At 73.1% G+C, this 24683-nt stretch carries 25 protein-coding genes and 1 tRNA gene; 13 read left to right on the forward strand and 13 right to left on the reverse strand.

Annotated features, from left to right (window positions below; all coding sequences use genetic code 11):
* Positions 1-50: 50 nt before the first annotated feature.
* A complete protein-coding gene (locus tag ACWGDE_RS00815) occupies positions 51-1373 on the reverse strand; it encodes an ABC transporter substrate-binding protein (RefSeq protein ID WP_453386789.1) in 1323 nt (440 codons plus the stop codon).
* A gap of 301 nt (positions 1374-1674) precedes the next feature.
* Between ACWGDE_RS00815 and ACWGDE_RS00820 the strand changes: the two genes are divergently transcribed.
* The 3 genes from ACWGDE_RS00820 (at position 1675) to ACWGDE_RS00830 (ending at position 4818) form a co-directional block, all read left to right on the forward strand.
* Positions 1675-2568 carry an ROK family protein gene (locus ACWGDE_RS00820; RefSeq protein ID WP_453386876.1) on the forward strand — a complete coding sequence of 298 codons (894 nt, stop codon included), beginning with the start codon at positions 1675-1677 and terminating at the stop codon, positions 2566-2568.
* Positions 2568-3731 carry an N-acetylglucosamine-6-phosphate deacetylase gene (gene nagA, locus ACWGDE_RS00825; protein WP_453386790.1) on the forward strand — a complete coding sequence of 388 codons (1164 nt, stop codon included), beginning with the start codon at positions 2568-2570 and terminating at the stop codon, positions 3729-3731. Before ACWGDE_RS00820 ends, nagA begins: the two co-directional genes overlap by 1 nt.
* A gap of 166 nt (positions 3732-3897) precedes the next feature.
* A complete protein-coding gene (locus ACWGDE_RS00830) occupies positions 3898-4818 on the forward strand; it encodes a 1-phosphofructokinase family hexose kinase (protein ID WP_453386791.1) in 921 nt (306 codons plus the stop codon).
* Positions 4819-4863: 45 nt separating this feature from the next.
* On the opposite strand, the gene ACWGDE_RS00835 is transcribed toward ACWGDE_RS00830, so the two are convergent.
* Positions 4864-5907, reverse strand: coding sequence for a CBM35 domain-containing protein (locus ACWGDE_RS00835; RefSeq protein WP_453386792.1), 1044 nt, complete (start codon positions 5905-5907; stop codon positions 4864-4866).
* Positions 5908-5975: 68 nt separating this feature from the next.
* Entirely contained in the window at positions 5976-7718 is a 1743-nt protein-coding gene (cdgB, locus tag ACWGDE_RS00840) for a diguanylate cyclase CdgB (RefSeq protein ID WP_453386793.1), read from the reverse strand.
* Positions 7719-8124: 406 nt separating this feature from the next.
* On the opposite strand from cdgB, the gene ACWGDE_RS00845 reads away from it, so the two are divergent.
* Positions 8125-8610, forward strand: coding sequence for a flavin reductase family protein (locus tag ACWGDE_RS00845; protein ID WP_453386877.1), 486 nt, complete (start codon positions 8125-8127; stop codon positions 8608-8610).
* 69 nt (positions 8611-8679) lie between these two features.
* Here the strand turns inward: ACWGDE_RS00845 and arfB are convergent, their stop codons facing one another.
* A complete protein-coding gene (arfB, locus tag ACWGDE_RS00850) occupies positions 8680-9105 on the reverse strand; it encodes an alternative ribosome rescue aminoacyl-tRNA hydrolase ArfB (RefSeq protein ID WP_214949692.1) in 426 nt (141 codons plus the stop codon).
* 198 nt (positions 9106-9303) lie between these two features.
* On the opposite strand from arfB, the gene ACWGDE_RS00855 reads away from it, so the two are divergent.
* Together ACWGDE_RS00855 and ACWGDE_RS00860 are read left to right on the forward strand one after the other, a co-directional pair.
* On the forward strand, positions 9304-9879 hold the full coding sequence (locus ACWGDE_RS00855; protein WP_453386794.1) for a TerD family protein: 576 nt from the start codon (positions 9304-9306) through the stop codon (positions 9877-9879).
* Positions 9880-10025: 146 nt separating this feature from the next.
* Positions 10026-10544, forward strand: coding sequence for a GNAT family N-acetyltransferase (locus ACWGDE_RS00860; RefSeq protein ID WP_453386795.1), 519 nt, complete (start codon positions 10026-10028; stop codon positions 10542-10544).
* Positions 10545-10547: 3 nt separating this feature from the next.
* Here ACWGDE_RS00860 and ACWGDE_RS00865 read toward each other — a convergent pair whose 3' ends face one another.
* Both ACWGDE_RS00865 and ACWGDE_RS00870 read right to left on the reverse strand, forming a co-directional pair.
* On the reverse strand, positions 10548-11981 hold the full coding sequence (locus tag ACWGDE_RS00865; protein ID WP_453386796.1) for a M1 family metallopeptidase: 1434 nt from the start codon (positions 11979-11981) through the stop codon (positions 10548-10550).
* 63 nt (positions 11982-12044) lie between these two features.
* Entirely contained in the window at positions 12045-12599 is a 555-nt protein-coding gene (locus ACWGDE_RS00870; protein ID WP_453386797.1) for a GlcG/HbpS family heme-binding protein, read from the reverse strand.
* A gap of 386 nt (positions 12600-12985) precedes the next feature.
* On the opposite strand from ACWGDE_RS00870, the gene ACWGDE_RS00875 reads away from it, so the two are divergent.
* From ACWGDE_RS00875 to ACWGDE_RS00885, 3 genes are all read left to right on the forward strand, one after another.
* Complete coding sequence (locus ACWGDE_RS00875) at positions 12986-14221, forward strand: sensor histidine kinase (RefSeq protein ID WP_453386798.1); 1236 nt, start codon at positions 12986-12988, stop codon at positions 14219-14221.
* Positions 14218-14838 carry a response regulator gene (locus ACWGDE_RS00880; RefSeq protein WP_453386799.1) on the forward strand — a complete coding sequence of 207 codons (621 nt, stop codon included), beginning with the start codon at positions 14218-14220 and terminating at the stop codon, positions 14836-14838. The genes ACWGDE_RS00875 and ACWGDE_RS00880 overlap by 4 nt, the downstream gene beginning before the upstream one ends.
* Before the next feature lie 264 nt (positions 14839-15102).
* Positions 15103-15717 (forward strand): nuclear transport factor 2 family protein, encoded by a 615-nt coding sequence (locus tag ACWGDE_RS00885; RefSeq protein ID WP_453386800.1) that lies wholly within the window; start codon positions 15103-15105, stop codon positions 15715-15717.
* A gap of 51 nt (positions 15718-15768) precedes the next feature.
* Here ACWGDE_RS00885 and ACWGDE_RS00890 read toward each other — a convergent pair whose 3' ends face one another.
* Together ACWGDE_RS00890 and ACWGDE_RS00895 are read right to left on the reverse strand one after the other, a co-directional pair.
* Positions 15769-16419 (reverse strand): response regulator, encoded by a 651-nt coding sequence (locus ACWGDE_RS00890; RefSeq protein ID WP_453386801.1) that lies wholly within the window; start codon positions 16417-16419, stop codon positions 15769-15771.
* Positions 16416-17072, reverse strand: coding sequence for a sensor histidine kinase (locus tag ACWGDE_RS00895; RefSeq protein ID WP_453386802.1), 657 nt, complete (start codon positions 17070-17072; stop codon positions 16416-16418). The genes ACWGDE_RS00890 and ACWGDE_RS00895 overlap by 4 nt, the downstream gene beginning before the upstream one ends.
* A gap of 479 nt (positions 17073-17551) precedes the next feature.
* On the opposite strand from ACWGDE_RS00895, the gene ACWGDE_RS00900 reads away from it, so the two are divergent.
* Positions 17552-18055, forward strand: a complete 504-nt coding sequence (locus ACWGDE_RS00900; protein WP_453386803.1) for a hypothetical protein — start codon at positions 17552-17554, stop codon at positions 18053-18055.
* 214 nt (positions 18056-18269) lie between these two features.
* Here the strand turns inward: ACWGDE_RS00900 and ACWGDE_RS00905 are convergent, their stop codons facing one another.
* The gene (locus ACWGDE_RS00905; protein ID WP_453386804.1) at positions 18270-18989 is read right to left on the reverse strand and encodes a pentapeptide repeat-containing protein; all 720 of its coding nucleotides are present in this window, start codon (positions 18987-18989) and stop codon (positions 18270-18272) included.
* A 134-nt stretch (positions 18990-19123) separates the two neighbouring features.
* Between ACWGDE_RS00905 and ACWGDE_RS00910 the strand changes: the two genes are divergently transcribed.
* The gene (locus ACWGDE_RS00910) at positions 19124-20116 is read left to right on the forward strand and encodes a zinc-binding dehydrogenase (protein WP_453386878.1); all 993 of its coding nucleotides are present in this window, start codon (positions 19124-19126) and stop codon (positions 20114-20116) included.
* A gap of 60 nt (positions 20117-20176) precedes the next feature.
* Here ACWGDE_RS00910 and ACWGDE_RS00915 read toward each other — a convergent pair whose 3' ends face one another.
* From ACWGDE_RS00915 to ACWGDE_RS00925, 3 genes are all read right to left on the reverse strand, one after another.
* Positions 20177-20647, reverse strand: coding sequence for an N-acetyltransferase family protein (locus ACWGDE_RS00915; RefSeq protein WP_453386805.1), 471 nt, complete (start codon positions 20645-20647; stop codon positions 20177-20179).
* Positions 20648-20656: 9 nt separating this feature from the next.
* Positions 20657-21586 (reverse strand): aminoglycoside phosphotransferase family protein, encoded by a 930-nt coding sequence (locus tag ACWGDE_RS00920; protein WP_453386806.1) that lies wholly within the window; start codon positions 21584-21586, stop codon positions 20657-20659.
* A 118-nt stretch (positions 21587-21704) separates the two neighbouring features.
* Positions 21705-22298: a thioredoxin domain-containing protein gene (locus ACWGDE_RS00925; RefSeq protein ID WP_453386807.1), complete on the reverse strand. Its 594-nt coding sequence runs from the start codon at positions 22296-22298 to the stop codon at positions 21705-21707.
* A gap of 287 nt (positions 22299-22585) precedes the next feature.
* On the opposite strand from ACWGDE_RS00925, the gene ACWGDE_RS00930 reads away from it, so the two are divergent.
* On the forward strand, positions 22586-23968 hold the full coding sequence (locus ACWGDE_RS00930; RefSeq protein ID WP_453386808.1) for an NAD(P)/FAD-dependent oxidoreductase: 1383 nt from the start codon (positions 22586-22588) through the stop codon (positions 23966-23968).
* 95 nt (positions 23969-24063) lie between these two features.
* Here the strand turns inward: ACWGDE_RS00930 and ACWGDE_RS00935 are convergent.
* Positions 24064-24139, reverse strand: a tRNA-Thr gene (locus ACWGDE_RS00935).
* Positions 24140-24270: 131 nt separating this feature from the next.
* Between ACWGDE_RS00935 and ACWGDE_RS00940 the strand changes: the two genes are divergently transcribed.
* Positions 24271-24543 (forward strand): zinc ribbon domain-containing protein, encoded by a 273-nt coding sequence (locus tag ACWGDE_RS00940; protein ID WP_453386809.1) that lies wholly within the window; start codon positions 24271-24273, stop codon positions 24541-24543.
* Positions 24544-24683 lie beyond the last annotated feature (140 nt).

Consider the following 24683-nt stretch of genomic DNA (forward strand, 5'->3'; position numbering starts at 1 on the left):
AGTCCCGCACGACACCCCACCCCGCCCCCGGCCCCGACCCCCCGCACGACTCAGCGCAGGTCGTTCTTCCGCGCAGCCTCCGCGATGTCACCGAGAACCTTGGCCGGCTGCCCGCCCGGCTGCACGCTGCTGCCGATGTTCTTCTTGATGTCCTCGCTGACACCCGCCCAGGACTTCTTGCCCACCGGGTACAGCCGCGCGTTCGGCAGCGCCTGCAGGAAGGTCTTCAGCTGCGTCGACGAGGCCCCCGTCTTGGCCTCCATCTCCCGGTAGCCGCTGGTGGTGACCGGCAGCAGGTCGTACTTGCCGGTGAAGGCCGTCACGTTGTTCGGCTCGTACAGGAAGTCCAGGAACTGCCCGGACTCCTTCTTGTGGCCGGTCTTGAAGGCCATGACCCAGTCGGCGACGCCCATCGTCGAGTGGTCGGTCCCGTCGGAGGTGGGCATGGGGACCATGCCGTACTTCACGCCCTTGTCGGCGGCCTGCTTCAGGAGCGTCGGGTGCCCGTTGAGGATGCCGACCTCCCCGCGCGTGAAGGCGTCGAAGGCGGCCTGCCGGTTCAGCTTGGACGGCTCGACGGGGCCGGTCAGGCCCGGTGCGACGAGCTTGTCGCGCAGGTACTCGAGGGTCTTGACGTTGTCCGGGGAGTCGATCGAGTACGCCTCCTCGTTGTCGCTGTAGCCCCCGCCGCCCGCGAGCATCCACTGCATCGTCTCGGCCTGCGCCTCCTCGCGGCCCAGGGGCAGCGCGAAGGGGGTGGGGACCCCGGAGGCCTTGAGCTTCTTGGCCGCCGTTTCCAGGTCCGCCCAGCTCTTGGGCTGCCAGCCGCCCTTGGCGTCCTTGGGGATGACCCCGGCGTCGGCGAGCAGCTTCTCGTTGTAGAACATCAGCCGGGTGCTGGCCACGAAGGGCATCCCGTACTGGACGCGCTTGACCTTGCCGGCGTCGGCGAGCGGCGCGAGGAAGTCGGCCTCGGTCTTCACGGAGAGCAGTTCGTCGGCGGAGTAGAGCTTGCCCTCGGCCGCGTAGTCGGCGTAGGCGCCGATCTGGGCGACGTCGGGGGCGTGGCCGTCCTTGACCATCTGGGCGACCTTCGCGTCGACCTCGGACCAGGAGTAGACGTCGACCTGGACCTTGATGCCGGGGTGGGCCTTCTCGAAGGCCGTGGCGAGGCCGTTCCAGTACCCCTTCGAGGAGTTCTCGGGATTGTCCCCGTAGTCGGCCGCCACGACCCGCAGGGTGACCTCGTTGTTCCCCGTGAGGCTCGAAACGGCTCCGCAGCCGGTCAGCGTCACGGCGGTCAGGCACAGCGCGGCCCCGGACGCGGCGGGGTTCAGGTTCCGGTTCCGGGCCTGCACAGTTCGGGCCTTCACAGTCTTCGTTCCACCCCAGGTTGTTCCGTACGATTCGCGTAAAGGTCTACACCACTTTGGCACCCGGTCAACATTCGGGCCCGAACGTGCACACGCCCTGCACGCGACCCCCGCACCCCTGCGCGCGACCCCCTCCGCGCGACCCCTCCACCCGGACCGGCCCACCGACGTTGGTCCCGAATTTGTATGGCCGCTCAACAATCCCCCTCAGTGGACTAGACCTTTCCCCTCCGAGCGCGCGAGACTGTCACCCGTGAAACCCGTGAAACACGTCATCGCCCTCGATGTGGGCGGCACTGGGATGAAGGCCGCCCTCGTCGCCGACGACGGCACCCTGCTCCACGAGGCGCGCCGGGCCACCGGCCGCGAGCGTGGCCCCGAAGCCGTCGTCGAGACGATCCAGGACTTCGCCTTCGAGCTCCTCGCCCTCGGCCGGGAGCGGTTCGGCACTGCCGCCTCGGCCGCCGGCGTCGCCGTCCCCGGCATCGTCGACGCCGAGAACGGGATCGCCGTCTACGCGGCGAACCTCGGCTGGCGCGACGTCCCCATGCGCGAACTGCTCGGCAGACGCCTCGGCGGGATCCCGGTCGCCCTCGGCCACGACGTCCGCACGGGCGGACTCGCCGAAGGCCGCATCGGCGCGGGCCGCGGAGCCGACCGGTTCCTGTTCGTCCCGCTCGGCACCGGCATCGCCGGCGCCATCGGCATCGCGGGCCGCATCGAGGCCGGAGCACACGGCTACGCGGGCGAGATCGGCCACATCGTGGTCCGCCCCGGCGGCCCCGCCTGCGGCTGCGGCCAGTACGGCTGCCTGGAGACCCTCGCCTCCGCCTCCGCCGTCAGCCGCGCCTGGGCGACCGCCTCCGGCGACCCGGACGCGGACGCCGCGGACTGCGCCAAGGCCGTCGAATCCGGCGACCCCGCCGCCCGCGAGGTGTGGCTCGCCGCCATCGGAGCCCTCGCCGACGGGCTGGTCACCGCGATCACCCTGCTGGACCCGAGCACGCTGATCATCGGTGGCGGTCTGGCCGAGGCCGGGGAAACCTTGTTCACACCACTCCGGACGGCCGTGGAGGAACGCGTGACGTTCCAGCGGCTGCCCCACATCGTTCCGGCGGCCCTAGGGGACACCGCCGGATGCCTGGGCGCAGGGCTGCTCGCCTGGGATCTACTCGCCACGGAGGTACCTGCCTGATGTCCGGAAGCGCACATGTGGGCCGCAGCACCGTTCTCTCCGGCGCCGACGTGGTGCTGCCCACCGGCACCGTCAGGGGCGGGCGGCTCATCGTCGAGGGCGAGCGCATCGCCGGCAGCGCCCACGAGGACGCGGCCGTCGTCGACCTGACCGGGCACTGGATCGTCCCCGGCTTCGTCGACATGCACAACCACGGCGGCGGCGGCGCCTCCTTCACCTCCGGCACCGCCGAGGAGGTGCTCAAGGGCGTACGGACCCACCGCGAGCACGGCACCACCACCCTGGTCGCCTCCACCGTCACCGGCGACCTCGACGAACTCGCCCGCCGGGCCGGCCTGCTCGCCGAACTGACCCAGCAGGGCGACATCGCGGGCATCCACTTCGAGGGGCCGTTCATCAACCCCTGCCGCAAGGGCGCCCACAAGGAAGACCTGCTGCGCGACCCCGATCCGGCCGAGGTCCGCAAGCTGATCGACGCCTCCCACGGCGCCGCCCGCATGTTCACCCTCGCCACCGAACTCCCGGGCGGCCTGGACTCCGTACGGCTGCTGGCCGAGCACGGGGTCATCGCCGCGATCGGCCACACGGACTCCACGTACGACCAGACCCTCGAGGCCATCGACGCGGGCGCCACCGTGGCCACCCACCTCTACAACGCGATGCCGGGCATGGAGCACCGCGCCCCGGGCCCGATCGCGGCCCTGCTGGAGGACGACCGGGTCACCGTCGAGCTCATCAACGACGGCACCCACCTGCACCCGGCCATGCTGGAGCTGGCCTTCCACCACGCGGGCGCCCACCGCGTGGCGCTGATCACCGACGCGATGGACGCGGCCGGCTTCGGCGACGGGATCTACCACCTCGGTCCGCTGGAGGTCGAGGTCAAGGAGGGCGTGGCCCGCCTCGTCGAGGGCGGCTCCATCGCCGGCTCCACCCTCACCCTGGACACCGCCTTCAAGCGGTCCGTGACCCTCGACAAGCTCCCCGTCGAGTCCGTGGTCCAGGCGATCTCCGCCAACCCGGCCAAGCTGATCGGCGCCTACGACCAGGTGGGATCGCTGGAGCCCGGCAAGTACGCGGACCTCGTCGTCCTCGACGCCGCCTTCGACGTCAAGGGCGTCATGCGGCGCGGCGAATGGATCGTCAGCCCGCTCAAGGGATAGCAGGGGCAACCGCTCTGATCGGGCGTCACGACGGCCCCGAGCAGGCATCACGGCGAAGCGGCCGGTCCGGATTCCGGACCGGCCGCCTCCGTCTACGGCTACCGCCGGGCGGCGCCTCCTGGCATGATCCCGGCACACCCCGAGACCGAGGCGACCGAGGCTTGCCATGATCCTGACCGTGACGCTCAACACCGCGCTCGACGTCACCTATCGCGTCCCCAGGCTGCAGCCGCACGCCTCGCACCGCGTCGGCGACGTCGCCGAACGGCCCGGCGGCAAGGGCCTCAACGTCGCCCGCGTACTGGCCGCCCTCGGCCACGAGGTGACCGCCACCGGCTTCGCGGGCGGCCGCACGGGAACCCTCGTACGCGAACTGCTCGCCGAATCCCCGGGCGTCCGCGACGCTCTGGTCACCTGCGCCGGCTCCACCCGGCGCACCCTCGCCGTCGTCGACGAGGCCTCGGGCGACACCACGCAGTTCAACGAGCCGGGCCCGCTCGTCGATCCGGCCGAGTGGTCCGGGTTCCTCTCCCGCTACGAGGCCCTGCTCGCGGCCGGCGCCGAGGCCGTGGCCCTGTGCGGCAGCCTGCCCCCGGGCGTTCCCGTCGGCGCGTACGCCGTGCTGGTACGGGCGGCCCGCGCGGCCGGCGTGCCCGTACTCCTCGACACCAGCGGCGAGGCCCTGCGGCGCGGGGTCGCCGCCCGCCCCGACATGATCAAGCCGAACGCGGCCGAGCTCGCCGACCTGACCGGATCGCGGGACCCGCTGCCCGCCACCCGGGACGCCCGCCGGCGCGGTGCCCACGCCGTGGTCACCTCGCTCGGCCCGGCCGGGCTGCTCGCCGCCACCGCCCAGGGCGCCTGGCAGGCCGCCCCGCCCCGCGCACTGGCCGGCAACCCCACCGGCGCCGGCGACTCCGCCGTCGCGGGCCTGCTCTCCGCACTCGCCGAGGGCCTGGACTGGCCGGAGCGCCTCGCCCGCGCGGTCGCCCTGTCGGCGGCCACCGTCACGGCACCCGCCGCGGGAGAGTTCGACCCCCGCACCTACGAGGAGGTACGGGGGTCGGTGAAGGTGACGACGGCCTGAGGACCGGGGCCCGAGGCCCGGGGCCCGAGGCCCGAGGCCCGCGGGCTACGGGTTCGGCGATCCCTCTTGCAGCCACAGCTGGTCGATGTTGACCTGGCACTGGTTGCCGGCCTCGCACGACAGCTTGATCGTGTTGGTGCCCTTGTTCAGGGTCACCGGGCCCCAGGTGGTCTGCCAGCCCTTCTCCCAGTCACCCTTGGGCGACTTGGCGAAGTTGCGCATGCTCAGCGGCGAGCCGTTCGGCTTGCCGTTGACCGCGAGGGTGCCGTTCGCGTCCTCGCCGGGGATGCCGAAGCGCACGTAGAGCCGGTAGGTGCCCTCCTTGGGCATGTCCAGCGTCCAGGTCACCGCCGCGCCCGGCTGGTTGAAGTTGCCCACGTACTGGCCGCTCGCGCTCTTGGCACCCGGCGTGACGTTCATCAGCGACGCGCCGCCGCTGATCACCATGCCCGGACCGCCCGCGTCGCCCTTGGGCAGCTCGGCCGGCGCGGACGGGGAACCGCTCGGCTGGCCCGAGGAGGTGTTCGGGGGCGGCGACTGGTTCTGCGAGTTGTTCGAGGCCTTGTCGTCCTTGCCCTTGTCCTTGTCGCCGAAGATCACCGCCGCGCCGATGCCGATCGCGACCGCGGCGACCACCGCGACGGCGGCGATGAGCATGCCCTTGCGGCTGGACCCGCCGTTGCCGCTGCCGTGACCGCCGCCCGGCATCGGTACGGACTGGGTGTACTGCGGGGCCTGCTGCTGCGGCGGAACGCCGTAGCCGCCCGCCTGGAGCGCCTCGGGGGCCTGGTACTGCGCCTGGTAGCCCGGAGGCTGCTGCTGCGGGGCCCCCTGCTGGCTGGGGACGGGGCCGCGCTGGCCGCCGTAGGGCCGGTCGCCGACCGTGCGGACCTGGTTGTACGAGGTCCGGGGCACGCCCGGCTGCGCACCGCCCTGACCGCCGACCGCTCCGGGGTAGCCGTACCCGCCGCCCTGGCCCGGCGGGGTGGCCCCCGCGGCCTGGCCGTCCTCGTAGAGGTAGCCGAACGGGTCGTCGTCCTCGGGCTTGTTCGCCCCACCGTTCGGGCTGTTGTTCGCGGGCGTCGTCATCGCAGGTCACTCCTTTCGACCGCGGCGAGCCTACCCCGAACAGGTGCGCCCACGGGTGGCCCGCAGCCTCACCCGGCCCGGCGGTGCGCCTTCGAACGGGATCGTTTCTCGATGTACATCCGCTGGTCGGCGGAGCGCAGGACCTCGTCCGCGGACATGCCGCAGCTGGCCCAGCCGATCCCGAAACTGGCTCCGACGCGGACCGCGCGGCCGTCCACCCGGATCGGCGGGATGATCGCGTTGCGCAGCCGGACCGCGAGGTCGGCGGCGTCCGCGGCGCCCAGGCCGTCGGCCAGCACCACGAACTCGTCACCACCCAGCCGGGCGACCGTGTCACCGTCCCTGACGCCGGTCGTCAGCCGCCGGGCCACCTCGATCAGTACGGCGTCGCCCGTGTGGTGCCCGAACCGGTCGTTGATCGACTTGAAGCCGTCGAGGTCGCAGAAGAGCACCGCGAGCCCCTTCGTACCGTCGTCGATGTCGGTCGCGGGCGCCACCGTGTGCACGTGGTGGTCGTACGCGCCCGCCCCCGCCGGGCCGCCCCCGTGACCGGCCGAGGTGCCGGGGCCTCCGGGGAACTCGAAGGGGTCGGGGAAGCCGTCGGGCCTGAAGCCGTGCTCGCCGGAGCCGGTGCCCGCCCCCTGACCCACCGCCTGGCCGGGAACGCCGTCCGCCGCGGGCCGGCCCTCGAAGGCCGCGTCCAGCGCCTCCACGGCGGTGGCGCGCACCGACTGCGGGCGCCGGCACAGCCGGGCCCCGAGCCGGGCGCGCAACTCGGCGCTGTTGGGCAGGCCGGTCAGCGAGTCGTGGCTGGCCCGGTGGGCGAGCTGCAGCTCGTGCCGCTTGCGCTCCTCGATGTCCTCGACGTGGGTCAGGAGGAAGCGGGGCCCGTCGGCGGCGTCCGCGACCACCGAGTTGCGCAGCGAGACCCAGACGTACGTACCGTCGCGCCGGCCCAGGCGCAGCTCGGCGCGGCCGCCCTCGGCGGAGGTGCGCAGCAGCGTTCCGATGTCCTCGGGGTGGACGAGGTCGGAGAAGGAGTAGCGGCGCAGCACGGAGGCGGGCCGGCCCAGCAGCCGGCACAGCGCGTCGTTGGTGCGCAGCAGGCGGCCGTGCTGGTCACCGCCCATCTCGGCGATGGCCATGCCGCTGGGCGCGTACTCGAAGGCCTGGCGGAACGACTCTTCACTGGCGCGCAGGGCCTGCTGCTCGCGCTCCAGCCGGACCAGGGCCCGCTGCATGTTCGCGCGCAGCCGGGCGTTGCTGATCGCAATGGCGGCCTGGAACGCGTACATCTGGAGCGCCTCGCGGCCCCACGCGCCGGGGCGCCGGCCGTTGCGCGGGCGGTCCACCGAGACGACGCCGAGCAGTTCGCCGCCGGAGGCGTACATGGGGGCGTAGAGCCGGTCCTCGGGGTGCCATTCGTCCTCGAAGCGCGGGTCGGGGCCGTCCGTGTGCCACTGGGGGACGTCGTCCTCCATGAGGACCCAGCCCTCGGTGTGCGGGATGAAGCGCAGGCCGTCCCAGTTCTCGCCCATCGTCAGGCGGCGTTCCCAGGAGGCGCGCGAGCCGACACGGCCGGTGATCAGGGCTTCTGCCGAAGGATCTCCGGCGAACGCGGCGACGACCAGATCACCGTCGGGTCGTACGAGGTTGACGCAGGCGAGTTCGTAGCCGAGGCCCCGGACGATGCCGTCCACGACGGTCTGCAGGGTGTCGGCCAGGCTCCGGGCCGTATTGAGCTCGGCCACCACTTGGTGCAGCTGCCGCAGGGTCGCAAGACGGACGTACGGCTCCGACTCGGTCTCCATTGCTCGCTCTCCCCGAGACCTCGACAGCAACTCCAGGTTTGTCATCGGCGTTTCGTTGCGGTGTCCCGTCCACTGAATCACAGTGAGCTGTGCGGCAGGTACACAGGGTCAACAAATCTTGCTCTCTGTGACTCAAGTCACATGAGATGAATAAAGGTGCACGCCTCACCGCCCACCGCCGACGCCTCACCGGCCGCGTTCCCGGGAGCAAACGATACGCCCGGAACCCGGCCGACCCCGGTCCGCCTAGGTCCATGGGCGGGGCGGGGCTCCGCCCTCAGCCCGATGCGCCGCACGAGAGGGCGACAGTAGCGTCCCCCCTGTGCCCGACACGAGACCCGCGACGACGCTTCCCGAACCCGCACCGCATCCTGAGGGGGTGAGCAACGACGAGTTCCGGGCCGCGATGTCCCGACTGGCGGCGGGCGTGAGCCTGATCACCGCGCACGAGCCCTCCCTGACGGCCGGCGGACCGCGCGGCGAGGACGTCGGCATGACGGCGACCGCCTTCATGTCCGTGTCCATGGACCCGCCCCTGGTGGTGGTCAGCCTGCGCGAGGGGTCCCGGATGGACGACCTGCTGGCGGAGCAGCCCCTGTGGGCGGTCTCGGTGCTCGCCGACAACCAGGTCCAGATCGCGAGCCGGTTCGCGATGAAGGGCCGCATCAGCGACCGCCTGCTCTTCGCCGACGTGCCCACCACGCGGGGCGGGATCTCCGGCGCCCTCCTGATGTCGGGCGCGCTGGCCACCCTGGAGTGCCGTACGGAGAACCGCGTCGTGGCGGGCGACCACACGCTGGTCATCGGCCGGGTCCTCGCGGCCGCGCAGCCGACGCCGGACGCACCGCCCCTGACGTACTTCCGCGGCCGCTACCGCCACTTGGCGCCTTGACCGCGGGCCCCGGCGCCGGGCGGCGGCCACCCGCCGCGGTCCCGCAGCGGGCCCCGGGCCGGGCTGCGGCTACCAGTCCCGGGCGTTGCGCCCCCGCTTGGTCTCGCCGCGGGCCTTCTTCTCGCGCAGCCGCCGCTCGTTGATGCCCCGGGGGATCTTCGTCGCCCGGCGCGCCTTGGGCGGCGGCGCCGTGGCCTCCGCGAGCAGCGCGGCCAGCCGCACCAGCGCCATCTCCCGGTTGCGCAGCTGCGAGCGGTGCTCGGAGGCGCGCACCGTCACCACCCCGTCGACCAGGCGGGACGCGAGGCGCTCCAGCGCGCGCTCCTTCCACACCTCCGGCAGCGCCTTCGTCGCCGCGACGTCGAAGAGCAGCTCCGCGCGCGAGTCCGAGGTGTTCACGTGCTGTCCGCCGGGCCCGGAGGACCGCGAGAAACGCCAGGCGAGCTCTCCCTCGGGGAGCACGACCGAACCGCGGATGACATAAGGACCAGGCATGCCCCCTATGATCCGCCCCCGCCGGGGCCCCGTCACCCGCATTTACGCCGGGACAATTCACGGATGCCGGAACCTACCGGCCCTCTCCCCGCGTTATGGAGGTCAGCGGTAACTTGGGCGCTCTCACGGTCATGACGTCATGACGACGAGTGAGACCAGGCGCGACCAAGTGAGACTTAGGAAGGGACACCAGTCACCATGGCAGTAAGCCTCTCCAAGGGCGGAAACGTCTCGCTCAGCAAGGAGGCCCCGGGCCTCGCGGCCGTCACCGTCGGCCTCGGCTGGGACGTGCGCACGACGACCGGTGTCGACTTCGACCTGGACGCCTCGGCCATCGCGGTCACCGCGCTCGGCAAGGTCGTCTCCGACGGCCACTTCGTCTTCTTCAACAACAAGTCCACCCCGGACCAGACCATCGTCCACACCGGTGACAACCGCACCGGCGAGGGCTCCGGCGACGACGAGTCCATCAACGTCAACCTGGCCGGCCTCCCCGCCGACGTGGACAAGATCGTCTTCCCGGTCTCCATCTACGACGCCGAGACCCGCAGCCAGAACTTCGGCCAGGTCCGCAACGCGTACATCCGCGTCGTGAACCAGGCCGGCGGCGCCGAGATCGCCCGCTACGACCTCTCCGAGGACGCGGCGACCGAGACCGCCATGGTCTTCGGCGAGCTCTACCGCAACGGCGCCGAGTGGAAGTTCCGCGCCGTCGGCCAGGGCTACGCCTCGGGCCTGACCGGCATCGCCCAGGACTTCGGCGTCAACGTCTGAGGACGGACCGAGCCCGGCCGGCGGGTCACCACCCGCCCCGCACGAACCGCGTGAAGGCGGCCGGCCGAACCCGGCCCGGCCGCCACAGCGCCGGCGCGAGCCCCCTCCCGGCCGTCCGGGGAGGGGGCTTCGCTACCGTTCGGTAGGTGATCCTCCTCCCGCTCGCCCCCGTCGAGGACGGCGCCCTCCCCGGCCCGGTCCTCACCGAAATCGCCACGCTCTACGCGACCAACCACGCGTTCTTCGAGCTCAGCGGTGATTTCCCCGACCCAGGCCGCATCACGGTCGAACAGGTCGCCGCCGCCCTCGCCGACGAGCTCGCCCACGAAGGCGCCGAGATCCTCCTCGCGCGCTCCGCAGGCCGCCTCGTCGGCCTCGCCGCCACCCTCGCCCACCACCCGGACCCGGCCGCCGAGGACCCGGACCCGTGGATCGGGCTGCTGCTCATCGACGCCACCGCGCACCGCGAGGGGTACGGCCGCACCCTCGCCTCCCTGGTCGAGGACCGCTTCCGCGCCGCCGGACGCTCGGGCGTGCGCATCGCCGTACTCGACAACAACCCCAAGGCCCTCGCGTTCTGGAAGTCCCAGGGGTACGAGGCCCTGCGCCAGGCCGCCGACCGCGAGGCGGGACGCCCCTGCACGGTCCTGCGCAAACCGCTCTAGGGCCTAGGGGGCGGTCGGGCGGGCCTTGCCGAACAGCCACACGTCCCAGACCTTCTTCAGGTCGTGGCCCGTCTTCTCCTGCGCGTAGGCCGTGAAATCGGCCGTGCTCACGTTCCCGTGCCGGTGATCGGCGACCCAGCCGCGCACCAGGGCGAAGAACGCCTCGTCGCCGACCTCCTGCCGGATGCGCTGCAGGACCATCGCCCCGCGCCCGTACACCGGGGCGGCGGAGATCTCCTCGGGCCCCGGCGGGGCGGCGGGCGGGAAGGCGTCCCAGGCCGAGCCGGCCTGCTCGTCGACGTCGGTGTCCCCGGCCAGGTAGGCCTCGAAGTGCTTCTGCGCGCTCGGCCCGCCGTGGTCCTCGGACCACAGCCACTCGGCGTACGTCGCGAAGCCCTCGTTGAGCCACATGTCCTTCCAGGACTTCGGCGACACCGAGTTCCCGAACCACTGGTGGGCCATCTCGTGCACGAGCAGCTCCGTGCTGCCGGGCGCCCCCGGAAAGACGGGCCGGGTCTGGGTCTCCAGCGCGTAGCCGAGGCTGCCCTCGGGCAGCACGATGGCGCCCGTGGCGGAGAACGGATAGGCCCCGAACCGGCCGGCGCCCCATTCGACGACCTCCGGCAGCCGGGAGAGGACGGGCTCCGCCTTCGCCGCTTCCCCGGGCGCGACCGCGTTGTAGAAGGGGATCCCGGAGGCGGTCCGCCCGGTCGTCACCTTGAACTTCCCCACGGCGGCGGTCGCCAGGTAGCTGGCCATCGGCTCCGGTGAGTGCCAGGCGAACACGGTCCGCCCGCCGCCGTCCCCGGTGGACCGGGTCCGGGAACGCAGCTCGCCGTTCGACACCGCCTCGTACCCCTCGGGGACGGTCAGCTTGATGTCGTACGTGGCCTTGTCGCTCGGGTGGTGGTTCCCCGGGTACCAGGCCATCGACCCGACCGGCTCGCCGACGCCGATCGCGCCCTCGCCGCCCGGGATGGCGACCCAGCCCTCTTCGGAGCCGTCGGGGTCCTTGAGCGGCTTGGGCTTGCCGGCGTAGTCGATCTCCGCGCGGAACACCTCGCCGGCCTTCAGGTCCTCGGCGGGCCGGACGGTCAGTTCGTTGCCCGTCCGGTTGAACCGGGCCCCCTTGCCCTGGACGCGCACCCGCTCGACGTCGAGCCCGGCGAGGTCGAGGTTGAAGGAACTGAGCCCCTGCTCGGCGCGGGCGGTGAGGACGGCGGTGGCGTCCAGCCGCCCGGCGGCGGGGTCGTAATCGAGGTCCAGGTCGTAGTGATCGACCTGGTAGCCGCCGTTGCCCGCCTTGGGGAAGTACGGGTCGCGCACCCCCGACGCGCCTGGCCGCCCCTGCACGGTGTCACCCGTACAGCCCATGGTGAGGGCGAGGAGGGCGACCACCGCAGGGGCGGCCAGGCGGGAGACAGCGCGATGATCCACACGGTCGAGCGTAAGCGAGCCGCTCGCTGAGCGGGCTACTCGACCACTTGTCGAGGCCGTCGACTACTTGTCGAGGGCGTCGACGCCGGCCTTCGCGAACTTCTCGTCCAGGTCGCCGCTCGGGGCTCCGGCCACGCCGATGCCCGCAACGGGGGCGCCGTTGGCCTGGACGGGGGTGCCGCCACCGAGGAAGAGGGTGCCGGGGATGTCCTTCAGGTTCGGGGCCTGCGCCAGGCGGCCCACGAGCACCGAGGTCGGGGCGTTCCAGGACACGGCGGTGAAGGCCTTGCGCTGCGCCGACTCGTAGGACTGCGGGCCCGCGCCGTCGCCGCGCAGGGTGACGATGGTGTTGCCGTTGCGGTCGACGACCGCGACGGTCACCTTCTGGTTCTCCTTCTCGGCGGCCTGCAGCGCGGCCTGGGCCGCGCGGGTGGCGGCGTCGATGGTGAGGTGCGTGGTGGTCGTGAAGTTCTTGTCGTTGTCCTTCTTGGCGGCGGCGGCCGGAGCGGAGGCAGGAGCAGAGGCCGGAGCGGCGGTGGCGCTGACCGCGCCGAAGGTCCCGGCGCCGAGCGCGACGACGAGGGCGGTACCGGTGAGAACGCGGGTGCGGGTGTTCATGTCTGCTCCTGTTGAAAGCGGGAAACCGGCGCGGCGGCCGGTGCATCGGCCGTGTTCCCACCCTCTCCCCGCCACCCCCTCCCACCCGTCCCCGTACCGGCTCCCAACGGCCACCGCACCGGTTGACCCCGAGGTCAACCGATCGGCTGATGCGCCCTGCCCCACCCGGGGGCTTACCTGGCCATCCAGCCCGGCCAAATCCAGCCCCTCCGGCGAACCTCCAGCCCCGCCGGCGTGTGTGGCGCGGGGTCCGGGGCGGAGCCCCGGGGGCACCTCCCGGCGGTAGCTGGGGGCGGGTCAGGGCAGAGCCCTGGGAACGGTGGAAGGGTGGGTGGGGGAAGGCCCCGCGCAGCGCCACCCACCCGCACCACAACCCACCCGGCACCATGGACACACGCACCACCGACCCAGGAGCACCCCCCGTGACCACGACCCCGAGCCCCCCACCCGAGAGGGACACCCGCACGCTCTCCACGGTCATGCACACCGCCTTCTTCCTGCTCCTCGGCGCCTCCGTGGTCCGCTTCCTGCTCCGCCACCCCGGCGAACCCCGCACCCCGTGGATCATCGCCCTCAGCGTCACCCTCGCCCTGCTCTACGTACTCGGCCCCGCCCTCGGCGCCGCCCCCACCCTGCGCCGGCTCCTCTGGCTCGGGCTGGTCGTGGCCGTCTGGGTGGTCCTCGTCGTCCTCGCGCCGAGCTTCGCCTGGTGCGCCGTGCCGCTCTTCTACACCGCCCTGCGCACCCTCCCGCCGCGCGCCGCGATCGTCCTCGTCGCCCTGCTGACGGTGTTCGTCGTCGCGGCCCAGCTCAAGCTCGCCCGGGCCACGGGCGGCGAGCCCTTCGACCCCAACCTGCTCCTCGCCCCGCCGGCCGTCGCCGCGCTCGCCACCGCCGTCTTCGTCCACATGGAGCGCCAGGCCACGGCCCAGCGCGCCCTGATCGACGATCTGATCCGCACCCGCCGGGAACTCGCCGCCACCGAGCGCCGCGCCGGCACCCTCGCCGAACGCCAGCGGCTGTCCATGGAGATCCACGACACCCTGGCCCAGCACCTGTCCAGCCAGCAGATGCTCCTCCAGGCCGCCGAGCGCACCTGGGACACCGCCCCGGCCACCGCCCGCGCGCACGTCCGCACCGCCACCGACATCACGGCGCGCGGCCTCGCCGAGGCCCGCCGCCTGGTCCACGACCTCGCCCCGCCCGAGCTCGCCGGCGGCGCCGGCCTCGCCGACGCCCTGCGCGCGCTCGACGCCGGCCCGGAGATAGAGGTCCGCTTCCACCTGGAGGGCGCCCCCGTATCCCTGCCCGACCGCGCCGAGTCGGCGCTGCTGCGCATAGCCCAGGGCGCGCTGGCGAACGTACGGGAGCACTCGGGGGCCCGTACCGCCGCCCTCACCCTCAGCTTCCTGGGCGACCAGGTCGTCCTGGACATCGCGGACGACGGCCACGGCTTCCCCCAGACCCCGTCCGCGCCCGCCCCCGCGTCCACGCAGCGGGGCCACGGCCTCCCCGCGATGCGCGCCCGCGTGCGCCAGCTCGGCGGCACCCTGACCATCGAATCCACCGCGGGCGAGGGCACGGTCCTCTCGGCGTCGATACCCCTGGAGTCCACCCCATGACGACGATCCTCCTGTGCGACGACCACGTGGTGGTCCGCGCCGGCCTGCTGGCCCTGCTCGGCAGCGAGCCCGACATCGAGGTCCTGGGCGAGGCCGGCAGCGGCGAGGAGGCGGTCGCGCTCGCCGCCAAACTCCGCCCCGACGTGGTCCTGATGGACCTCCAGCTCGGCGACGGCATCGACGGCGTCGAGGCCACCCGCCGGATCACCGCCGCCCCGAACCCCCCGCACGTGCTCGTCCTGACCACGTACGACACGGACGCGGACATCACCCGGGCCATCGGCGCGGGCGCCACCGGATACCTCCTCAAGGCGGAACGCCCCGAGGAGCTCTTCGCCGCGATCCACTCGGCGGCGCAGGGCAGGACCACGCTCTCCGCGCCGGTCGCCAGCCGCGTGATGGCCCACATGCGCGGCTCCCGGCCCACCCTGACCGACCGTGAGCTCGACATCCTCGGCCAGCTGGCCCGGGGCCTGGGCAACCGGGACATCGCCCGCGCGCTGTTCATCAGCGAGGCCACGGTCAAGACCCACCTGGGCCGGATCTACGACAAGCTCGGCGTCGACACCCGGGCGGGCGCGGTCTCGGTGGCGAAGGAACAACGCCTCCTGCCCTGACGGCCGGCCGGGGCCCGCGCACCCGCAGCCCCGTACGCCCACGCGACGACACACCGGCACCCCGGCACACCCGTGCGCCAACGCACCCGTACGCCCGCACGAATTGACGGTGCGCGCCCGCACGCCCGCGCATCGTCCATCCGTACGAGATCGCGGTCGTACGCCGCGCCGATCCGCCGGGGCTCCCGGCACGGGAGGCTCGTCACTGCCCGGACCGCCCCGAACCGGCCCGGACGCCACCAGCCGTGTCGAGAGGAACCCGTCATGCCGACCACCGAATTCGCCCCCGAACGCCGCCGCATGCTCTCCATGCTGGGCACCGGTGCCGCCGTTGCCGGGCTCGGCGCGCTCGTCGCCGCGACCCCCGCCAACGCCGCGTCGTCCGAGGACTACGAACTCGCCGCCTCCGCCTGCGGGACCGGCGCGGTCGAGGACGAACTGGCCATCCGCCGGCTGCTCGAGACCTACCTCTTCGCCGTCGACACCAAGGACAAGACGGTCTTCCGGACCCTCTTCACCGACGACGCCGTCCTGACCGTGATGGCCCACCCCGACGGCACCGCCGGCATCGTCAAGACCGGCATCGAGGCGGTCGTCGCCAACCTCGACGGCGCCGCGGCCTGGGGCTACTCCACCCACGTCACCGCCAACGCCTACATCAAGGCCACCAGCCGGACGACCGCGACGGGCGACAGCCACGCCACCGCCCAGCTCGTCTACCCGGCCACCGCGACCACGGCGGAGACCGTCGTCGTGCGCGGCATCCGCTACCGCGACGAGTACGTGAAGATCGCGGGCGTCTGGAAGATCCGCAAGCGCGTCTTCTCGCCGACCTGGCAGTACAACGGCGCCTCCGTCCAGATCAACTACCCCAACTGACCACGGCTCCCGGCACCCGTCCGGACCACCCGTCCGGACCACCCGTCCGGGCTAACCGGGTGCGCCGCCCTGGCCCGGCGCGATGAGGCCCCGGTCGACGGCCACCCGCGCCGCCGCCGTACGGTTCTCCACCCCGAGCTTCTCGTAGACGTGCGCCAGGTGGGTCTTGACCGTCGTCCCGCTGATGAACAGGGCCGATCCGATCTCCCGGTTGGAGCGGCCCGTCGCGATCAGCTCCAGGATCTCGGTCTCCCGGGCCGTCAGCGCCGTCCGCGGCGCCCGGTAGCGGTTCATGAGCCGCGAGACCACCGAGGGCGACAGCGCCGACTCGCCCGCCGCGACCGTCCGCAGCGACTGGAACAGCTGGTCGGGCGGGGACCCCTTCAGCAGGTACCCCGCCACGCCCGCCTCCACCGCCCGCACGACGTACGCGTCCGACTCGTAGCTCGTCAGCACGACCACCCGGGGCGGCGCGGGCAGCCGGCCGATCCGCCGGGTCGTCTCCAGCCCGCACATCCCGGCGCCCAGCCGGATGTCCATCAGGACCAGGTCCGGGGCCAGTTCACGCACCAGCCGCAGCGCCGCGGCCCCGTCGCATGCCTCCCCGCACACCTCGAAGTCGGGGCAGCCCGCCAGCAGGGCCCGCAGCCCCGCCCGCACCACCGGATGGTCGTCCACCAGCAGGATCCGCGTACGCCTCATGCCGGGTCCCGGACGGGCAACCGGACCGACACCACCGTGCCCCCACCGGGCGTGCTCTCCACCACGGCCCTGCCCCCGAGATGCCCGACCCGCCGCCGCAACAGCCGCAGCCCGTCACCACCGGAAGGCCGGCCGGAGCGCCCGGCGGACTGCCCGGCGAGCTCCGCGGCGGGCTGCCCGCCGGGCCCTGCATCCGGTGCGAAGCCGATGCCGTCGTCCCACACGTCCAGGTTCAGCGCACCCGCCTGGTAGGTGAGCGTCACCACGGTGTTCGAGGCCCGCGCGTGCGCCCGTACGTTGGCCAGCGCCCCCTGAACCGCCCGCAGGGCCGCGCCCTCCACCGCCGCCCCCAGCGGCCGGGGCTCCCCCTCCAGCCGGAACCGGGCGCCCCGCGCCCCCTCGCACAGCCGGCGCACGGCCTCCGGCAGAGAGCTGCCGTCCAGCTCGGGCGGAGCCAGGTCGCGGATCAGCCGACGGGCCTCCTCCAGATTCTCGCTCGCCGCCTCCGCGGCCTGCCGGACCAGCTGCCGGGCCCGCACCGGCTCCCGGGTCCACTGCCGATCCGCCGCGTCGAGCAGCATCCGCATGCTGGTCAGCCCCTGCGCCACCGTGTCGTGCAGCTCGGCGGCGAGCCGGGTTCTCTCCCGGAGCACCCCGGCCGCCAACCCCTCGCGCTGTCCCCCCGCTCCTGCCACGACGGCCCCCGTCCCCTCTGCCCACGACCCGCCGGCCCCCCGGACGCGCCGAGCTCCGGACCCCCCGGACGGGGCCGAGCTTAAGACGGCCCCCTCCACCCGGGCGAGAGCCGCCGACAGCCCCCCGCCCACCCGCACCGCCCACCCCGACCGGTCGCACCCCACCCCCGCCGACCGCCCGCCCACCCACCCGAAACCCGCCACCACCCCACCTCAACCCCACCCCCGCACCCCCGTTCCCGCAGGTGAAACGCCCCCGCACCCGTCCCCCGCCCATCCGGCGACGCCCCGCACCCCGCCCCCGCACAGGACATCCGCACCCCACCGGACCACCGAATCGCACGCACCGCCGGCCCCGCGCACGATCAGGAACTCTGATTCACGGACCGGGCACCGGGCGGTGAGCGGACCGGCGGGGGCGTGACACCATCGGATACGTGCTCGACATCGGCTACTCCCTCTCCCGGCGCTTCCCCGACCCCCCGCAGACCGACTACCGCTCTGCGGACGTCCACTCGCTGCGCCACGACCTGTTCTGCGGGGACGTCTACCTCGCCGACACCAACGCGGACCGGGAAGTGTCCACAGCCTGGGGATGGGTGCCCGTACTCGACTTCGCCTGGGCCCTGTGCGACATCGTCGAGCAACTCGACCAGGACCCGCGCGGCAGCCGCTCCGCCAACCGCCAGTACGCCGAACTCGACTTCACCGAGTCCTCCGACCGCATGCTCTTCGAGCGGCGCTTCGGCTGGGTCGACATCGAGGCCGACTGGATGCCGCCGGAGGAGGACCCGCTGACCTTCAGCCACCGCCTGCTGCGCCGCGAAGCCCGCGACTTCCTCCACGACGTCATCGCGGACCTCACGGACATGCACGACGGCCTCGCCGACAACCCGGTCATCTGGACCCTCCAGTCCCGCTTCCCCCGCGTCCCGGCGTAGCCCTACCGGGCCCAACCCGTCAGCCCGCCCCGGGCCGCGCCTCACCCCGAGGCTCCGCCCCGGCCCGCCCCCTGGGCTGCGGCACCGCTGCACGGGGCCAGCCCCGCCTGGCAAAATCCAGCCCCGCCGGCGTTTGAGGCGATCTTTTTCAGCCCGTCCGGCGTTTGAGGACCGGGGTCCGGGGCGGAGCCCCAAGGGGCCGGCCGGAGCCCGGCTAGAGCACCCGCAGCCCCAGCTGCGCAGCCAGCGCAGGGGCCAGGTCGAACAGCTGCGCCGCACTGATCACCGCCCCGGCCAGCGCATCCACCCCCCGCGCGATCCCCAGCTCCACCGCCCCCCGCAGGTCCACCTCCGACAGCCGCGCCCCCGAGAAATCCGCCCCCCGCACCGCACAGTCCCGGAACTCCACCCGCTCCAGCACCGCCCCCGCGAAGTCCGGCTCCACCAGCACGCACCCCTCGAAGACGACGTCCTTCAGCTTCGCCGCCCGCAGGTTCAAGTAGTCGATCTTGCCCCCGCGTACGAGTACCCGCTCCAGCACCGCCCCGTGCATCTGCACCCCGCCCAGCCGGGCCTCCAGCAGTTCCACGTCCCGCAGCGAAGCCCCGGACAAGTCCGTCCCGACGCCCCGGACGCCCTCCAGCACCGAGTCCAGGAACCGCGCCTTCGCCAGCCCCGTCTCGTCCAGCGCGCAGCGTCGTAGCGCGCAGTCCATGAACCGGGCCCCGACCCCTTCCTGGCCCGCCAGGTCCAGGTCCGCGAGTTCCAGCCCGTCGTAGTCCCCGTCCGGCTCCAGCTCGCCGCCCTCCCACGCACCGAGCTCCGGCAGCCGCACCTCCGGCCGCCGCGCCGCCTTCACCCCCGGCCCCGACTTCCCCGCCCGCCCCGCCTGCCCCGCCCGCTCCGCCCGCTCCGCCTGCCCGTTTCGCGCCATCCCCCCATCCTGACCCACCCCACCGACAGAGTCCTTGACCTCAACCCCGCTTGAGGTAACAGGCTCGCCCCATGACCCAGCACCGGACTCCCGCGCCCACGCCGGCCCCCGCCCCCACTGCCGGCCCCACCCACATGAACGCCATCCGCCTCCACGCCTTCGGCCCCGCCGAGAACCTCTCCTACGAGAAGACCGACCTCCCCGAACCCGGCCCCGGCCAACTCCGCATCGCCGTCGCCGCCGCCGGCGTCCACCTCCTCGACACCAGCCTCCGCCGCGGCGTCCAGGGCCCGCCCGCACCCCTCCCCGAGCTCCCCACCATCCCCGGCCGCGAGGTCGCCGGCACCGTCGACGCCCTCGGCCCCGGCACCGACCCCGCCTGGCTCGGCCGCCCCGTCGTCGTCCACCTCGGATTCGCCCCCGGCGGCTACGCCGAGTACGCCGTCGCCGACGCCTCCCGCGTGCACCCCGTCCCGCCCGGCCTCGCCCCCGCCGAAGCCGTCGCCATGATCGGCACCGGCCGCACCACGCTCGGCATCCTCCAGTTCGCCGACCTCGGCCCCGGCTCCGTCGCCCTCGTCCCCGCCGCCGCGGGCGGCATCGGCACCCTGCTCGTCCAGTACGCGAAGCACGCCGGAGCCACCGTCGTCGCCCTCGCGGGCGGCCCCGACAAGACCGCCCGCGCCGCCGCGACCGGCGCCGACCTATCCCTCGACTACACCCGCCCCGACTGGGCCGAAGCCGTACGCGCACACCACCCCGACGGCGCCACCGTCCTCTTCGACTCCGTCGGCGGCCCCATCGCCCGCACCGCCCTCGACCTCCTGGCCGACGGCGCACTCCACCTCGTCTTCGGCTGGTCCGGCGGCCCCATCCCGCTCACCGACACCGACCGCGCCGCGCTCGACGCCCGCTCCATCACCACCCTGAACGTCCTCGGCCCGGCCATGCTCCAGCGCGCCGGCGGCGAGAACCCCCTGCGCCTCCTGGAAACCCGCGCCCTCGCCGAAGCCGCCTCCGGCCGCCTGCGCCCCGCCCTGAGCCGCTACCCCCTGTCCGAAGCCGCCACCGCCCACCGCGACCTGGAGAACCGCGCCACCACCGGCAAGGTCGTCCTGGAACCGTGACCCGGCCGGGCCGGGCCAACCCCCAACGGCCCCGCCCCCGGCCCGGCCCGCCCCAAAGACCTAACCCCCGAGCCGCACCAACGCCTCGTCCGTCAGCCGGTACACCGACCACTCGTCCTGCGGCCGCGCACCCAAAGCCTCGTAGAACGCGATCGTCGGCTCGTTCCACTTCAGGACCGACCACTCCAGCCGCTCGTAACCCCGCTCCACGCAGATCCGCGCCAGCTCCGCCAACAGCGCCTTCCCGTACCCACCCCCGCGCACCCCCGGACGCACGTACAGGTCCTCCAGATAGATGCCGTGCACCCCACGCCACGTCGAGAAACTGAGGAACCACAACGAGAAGCCCACCGGCTCCCCCTCCGCCGTCTGCGCGATGTGCGCGAACGCCGCCGGCCGCTCCCCGAACAGCGCCTCCCGCAACTGCTCCTCGGTGGCGCGCGCCTCCTCGGGGACCTTCTCGTACTCCGCGAGCTCGCGGATCATGGCATGGATGACGGGAACGTCCCCGACGACAGCGCTACGAATCATGCCCGCAGCCTACGACCGGCCCCCGAGCAGCAGCTCCGCCACCGCCAGCTGCACCTCACCCGGCTGCTCCCCGTCCTCCACGTCCCACAGGCAGTTCTGCAGCACCCGACCCAGCGTCCACGCCCGCGCCCGCTCCCGATCGGCCCCCACCGCCTCCGCGAGCAGCTCGAACCGCCAACACACCTCCTGCGGACGGAAGTTGTTCACCAGCGCGGGCAACAGCTCGAACCCCGGATCACCGGCCAGCGGCTTCGGATCGATCGCCAGCCACGGCTCGCGGCCACCCGCCAGCACGTTGCCGAAGTGCAGGTCCCAGTGCAGCAACCGCCCCCCGGACACCCCCGGCCCCGCCCACTCCCCCGCCACCTCCGCGACCGCCGCCGCACAGTCCGCGACGAGCCTCCGCGCCCGCCCGTCCACCACCCCGCCGAGCGCCTCGGGCACCGCCTCCAGCATCCGCGCCACGATCCCCCCGAGCCCGCGCAGTCCGGGCGGCGCCTCCACCGCCGACAGCCGCGCCAGCAGCTCCCCGATCACCGCCACGGCCCGCCGCGAATCGTCCGCCGCCACCTGCGACAGGTGCCGCCCCTCGTCCAACCGCTCCAGGAGCAACGTCCCGGTGGCCGCGTCGTCCGCCAACAGCCGTACGCAGCCCCGCCCGTCCCACACCCGCAGCGCGAGCGCCTCCCCCGCGTTCTCCTCGTCCAACGCGGGCAGCTTCAGCGCGGCGGGCGAACCGTCGGCCCGCTCCACCGGGAGCACCAGGGCCGTCGCCCCGTACATGCCCGGCCCGGTCACCCGCAGCTCCCACCGCTCCAGGAACGAAGCCACCCGCCCGGGCAACGCCTCGACGAACTCCCGCCCGGCCACGCCGTTCCCGGCAAGCTGCGCCCGCACGAACACGTCGGGAACACCGGCAAACCCTGGAGTCGCGCCCATGCCCCAACCCTAGGGGCCGCCGTACCGCCCGAGCCGGGCCGCGCCCCCACCCGGCCCGACCGGCAGAACACCCCCGGCCCGGGAACCCCGGCCCCGCGAACCCGGAGCCCCCGGCCCCTCAAGCCGCCCCGATCCCCACACCCCTCAACGCCTCGGTGAACGCGGCCGCGTCGAACATCGACCCGTCCCTCGACCCGACCGGCTTCCCGTCGACCAGCACCATCGGCGTCGCCTGCGCACCCGTCTCCTCGAAACCCTCCTCGGCCTCCCGCACCCACCCCGCGTACTTCTTCCCCGCCACGGCCGCGTCGAAGGCCTCCCCGCGCAGCCCCGGCACCACGTCCGCGATCCTCAGCAACAGCTCGTCCGTGAACCTCCCCTTCGGCTGACTCGCGAAGACCGCCGCGTGGTACTCCGCGAACTTGCCCGCGTCCACCGACGCCCGCAACGCGTTCACCGCCTTGACCGACCCGCTCGCCCCGCCCCGGTCCAGGAACGACGCCAGCCCGTACTCGATCTTCACCTTGCCGTCCGCCGCCAGCTCCAGCAGCGCCTCACCCCCGGCCTCCTCGAACCGCGAGCAGTACCCGCACTTCGGATCCACCAGCACCTGCGCCGTACGCGGCGCGTCCGCCCGGCCCACCACGATCTTCGACCCGTCCACCACCGCGGGCAGCTTCGCGAGCCGCTCCGCGATCGGACTGGTCCGCACCGCCACCTCCGAAGCGACCGCGGGCTTCCCCGCACCCGATCCGGACCCGCACCCCACGACCGCTCCACCCAGCAACGCGGCGGCGGCGACCCCCGCCACGACTCGCCCAGCCCTCAGCCCGCGCACCATACAAACCAAACCTCTCACCACAAAAGACCTAAAACCCCCGAGCCACCCTAAGGACGGGAACCCTCCCCCCGCATCAACCATTCGGCCACCATCCGGACCCCGAAACCCGACGTCACGTCCCTGGACACCCCTCCGGAACGAGGTGTACCAACTCCCCCATGACGATCAACGGCGGCATTTCCTTCTGGCACGCGACAGACGACACCGCCACCTCACGCCCACCCCGAGCCCCGCTCACCGGCGATGCCACGGCCGACGTCGTCATCGTCGGCGGCGGCTACACCGGCCTGTGGACCGCCTACTACCTCAAGACCACCGCCCCCGACCTGCGCGTCACCGTCCTGGAGCAGAAGTTCTGCGGCTACGGGGCCTCCGGCCGCAACGGCGGCTGGCTCTACAACGGCATCGCCGGCCGCGACCGCTACGCAGCCCGCCACGGCCACCAGGCCGCCCTGCGCCTCCAGCACGCCATGAACGACACCGTCACCGAAGTCATCGGCGTCGCCACGAAGGAAGACATCGACGCCGACATCCACCACGGCGGAGTACTCGAAGTCGCCCGGACCCCCGCCCAGCTGACCCGGCTCAAGGCCTTCCACGCCGCCGAACTCGCCTTCGGCGAATCGGAGCGCGAGCTCTACGACGCCACGGACACCCACGCCCGCATCAGCATCGCGGACGCCGTGGGCTCCAGCTGGACCCCGCACGGAGCCCGCATCCACCCCCTGAAGCTCCTCAAGGGCCTGGCCGCCGCATGCGAACGCCTCGGCGTCGTCATCCACGAATCCACCCCGGTCACCGAGATCACCCCGCGCCGCGCCCGCACCCCCTACGGCACCGTCCGCGCCCCGTACGTCCTGCGCTGCACCGAGGGCTTCACCGCCGCCCTCAAGGGCCAGAAGCGCTCGTGGCTCCCGATGAACTCCTCGATGATCGCCACCGCCCCGCTCCCCGCCCACGTCTGGGACTCCCTCTCCTGGTCCGGCCGCGAGGTCCTCGGGGACATGGCCCACGCGTACATGTACGCCCAGCGCACGGCCGACGACCGCATCGCCATCGGCGGCCGCGGCGTCCCCTACCGCTTCGGGTCCCGCACCGACAACGACGGCCGCACCCAGCCCGCGACCATCGCCGCCCTGACGCACCTCCTGGAGACCTTCTTCCCGGTCCTCACGGGCGTCGAGATCACCCACGCCTGGTCCGGAGTCCTCGGCGTCCCCCGCGACTGGTGCGCCACGGTCACCCTGGACGCGACGACGGGCCTCGGCTGGGCCGGCGGCTACGTCGGCTCCGGCGTGGCCACCTCCAACCTCGCGGCCCGCACCCTGCGCGACCTGGTCCTCGGCGACTCCACCGACCTGACCACCCTCCCGTGGGTCAACCACCGCGTCCGCCGCTGGGAGCCGGAACCCTTCCGCTGGCTCGGCGTCCAGGCCCTGTACGCCGCCTACCGCGAGGCCGACCGCCGCGAATCCACCACCCACACCCCGACCACAACCCCGCTGGCCCGCCTGGCGGACCGCATCTCGGGCCGCGGCTGACCGTCCCCCGAACACAGCGGAAGCCCCGGACCGCATGGGTCCGGGGCTTCCGGTTCTGTACGAATTCCCTCGGCCGTCAAGCCTCCGACCTGGGATGGAGCCGCCTATCGGAATCGAACCGATGACCTGGAGCTTACAAGGCAACCGCTCTGCCAACTGAGCTAAGGCGGCATACGTGACACTGCACAGCGCACAGAATCGCCTTCACTCTACACAGCCACCAGACCCCGTCGCGAAGAACTTTCCAGCCCCTGTAAACCCCTGCGCGCCAGTTCGTTCTCCGTACTGGATCCTGCGACCCCGTGGCTCCAGGACGTGTCGTCGACCGGTTCTTCCCCTCGACCCGGCGCTGCTCCGCCTGCCACACGAAGGGCGAACAGCTCGGCCTGTCCGTCCGGTCGTGGACGTGCGCGGCGTGCGGGGCGGTCCACGACCGTGACGGGAACGCGGCCGTGAACCTCCGCGACGAGGGGTTGCGGCTGTACTGGCTGGTGGCGATGGCCCTGCCTCCCGGCAAAACCCCGCCCTCGGTCATCCGTGCGTCGGAGCTACCGGAGTGCGTCACGGCCGCGTAGGCCGTGCACGAGCAACAAGGCCGACGGGCCGTCGGTCTTCAGGCCTGTGGAGTCTGCGTCAGACCTTCCGGTGCATCCCTCAGGGCTGCACCGGAAGGCAGCGGACGGTGAAGCAGGAAGCGTCGCCCGCGAGGGCGGCA

It is taken from the genome of Streptomyces sp. NPDC054956, from assembly GCF_053609185.1.